The sequence below is a fragment of the Thiohalocapsa sp. genome, assembly GCF_019695415.1.
In the GTDB taxonomy this organism is placed as follows: Bacteria; Pseudomonadota; Gammaproteobacteria; order Chromatiales; family Chromatiaceae; genus Thiohalocapsa.
Genome location: NZ_JAIFKJ010000169.1, coordinates 1 through 1,828 on the forward strand (window position 1 = coordinate 1; position 1,828 = coordinate 1,828).

Genomic DNA, 1,828 nt, shown 5'->3' on the forward strand with positions numbered 1-1,828 from the left:
GCGGCTCGGCCCTACAACCGCCTGCTCCCCGTGGTGCCGGGGGGTTTATTTGCCCACCCGAAATCTTCTGCGCTCCGTGAAGGGGGGCCGTCAGCAAGGGCCGACTAAGACTCTGTCTGGGAGGCCCTACAGGCAGAGCCGTCGGGAAACAGAGTCCGTTCGGTTTGGGCTGGCGCAGCGCTACCCGGGAGGAAGGCGCCGGCCTCGATTCCCCGGGATGCCAGGGTTGCAAAGCAGATAGACGGCCCTGGTACGATCCCCGCGTCCTGCCCCACTCGGAGACCCTGCGATGCGACAAAGAGCCGGCTTGACTCGGCGCGACCTGCTCTGCACATTGGCGCTGCTGCCTTGTGCCACTGTCGCGGCCCCCGTGCTTACCCGGCCGCGCTTTGCGAGCTATCCGTTCACCCTCGGTGTTGCATCCGGCTACCCGCGCGTCGACGGCGCCGTGCTCTGGACCCGGCTCGCCCCTGACCCCCTCGCGCCCGCCGGCGGCATGATGCCTGCGTCAGTGCCCGTGCTCTGGGAAATCGCGCACGACGCGGCGTTCCGGGCTGTCGCCGCCTCCGCCACAGCCTATGCGACGCCCGATTGGGCGCATTCAGTGCATGTCGAGGCCTACGGCCTGGAGCCGGGCCGTGACTATTGGTATCGCTTCCATTGCGGCGATGCCACCAGCCCGGTGGGCCGCCTGCGCACAGCCCCGGCAGCAACAGAGCTCGCAAAGCGAATGCGGATTGGTGTCGGCTCCTGCCAGCATTATGCGCAGGGCTGGTACACCGCGTATCCGCATGTCGCTGCTGACACGCTGGATCTCTTCCTGCACCTCGGTGATTACATCTACGAGTCGTCCTGGGGTGATGATTTCGTGCGTTCTCAGGGGGTGCAGGAGCCGGTGACCCTGGCTGACTATCGCCGCCATTACGCACTGTACAAATCCGACCCGGATCTGCAGGCGGCACATGCGAGCTGCCCTTGGGTCGTCGTCTGGGACGACCATGAAGTGGACAACGATTACGCGGGGGCTATCTCACAGGACGACGATGAGCCCGCTTGGTTTCTCGCCCGTCGTGCCGCCGCCTATCGCGCCTACTATGAGCACATGCCACTACCGCGCGGCATGGTGCCTTTCGGCCCACACATGCGCATCCACACCCGCGTCGGCTATGGGCAGCTCGCAACGTTGCATATGCTGGACGCTCGTCAGTACCGCAGCCAGCAGCCCTGCCCGAAGCCTGGACGGGCCGGCTCGAACTTTATCAGCGACCAATGCGCTGCGCGGCTGGACCCCGCGGCGACACTATTGGGTCAGCGCCAGGAGCGATGGCTCGCAGCCGGCCTGCGGACCTCGGACGCCCAGTGGAACCTGCTCGGCCAACAGACACTGATGGCACTGGCGGACGGCAAAGCGGGCCCCGGCGGGCTGTTCTTCTCGGACGGCTGGGATGGCTACCCGGCCGCGCGCCGCCGGCTGCTTGACCTGTTCGCAGAGGGCGCCTGCGCGAATCCCGTCGTGCTCGGTGGCGATGTCCACTCCTTCTGGGTGACAGATCTGAAGCAGGACTTCGCCGATGAGGGCTCCCCCACTGTTGCGAGTGAGTTCGTGGGCACCTCCATCACCTCGCGCCCACCCCCGGAGGCGCGCATCCAAGCGGTGCTGCGCGAGAATCCGCACATCCGCTATGCCACTGGCGAGCACCGCGGCTATCTGCGGCTCACGCTGACACCGAACCGCTTGACAGCGGACCTGCGCGGCGTTGCCAGCGTTCGCCAGCGCGAAGCGTCTTGCGAGACTATTGCATCATTCGTCGTCGAGGCGGGGCATGCC

Annotated in this window: 1 protein-coding gene; it reads left to right on the plus strand. The window is 66.5% G+C overall.

Annotated elements, in window-relative coordinates:
* Positions 1–289: 289 nt before the first annotated feature.
* Positions 290–1,828 (plus strand): alkaline phosphatase D family protein (locus I6U14_RS04600; RefSeq protein WP_296897251.1); only part of this gene is annotated, 1,539 nt, incomplete at its 3' end.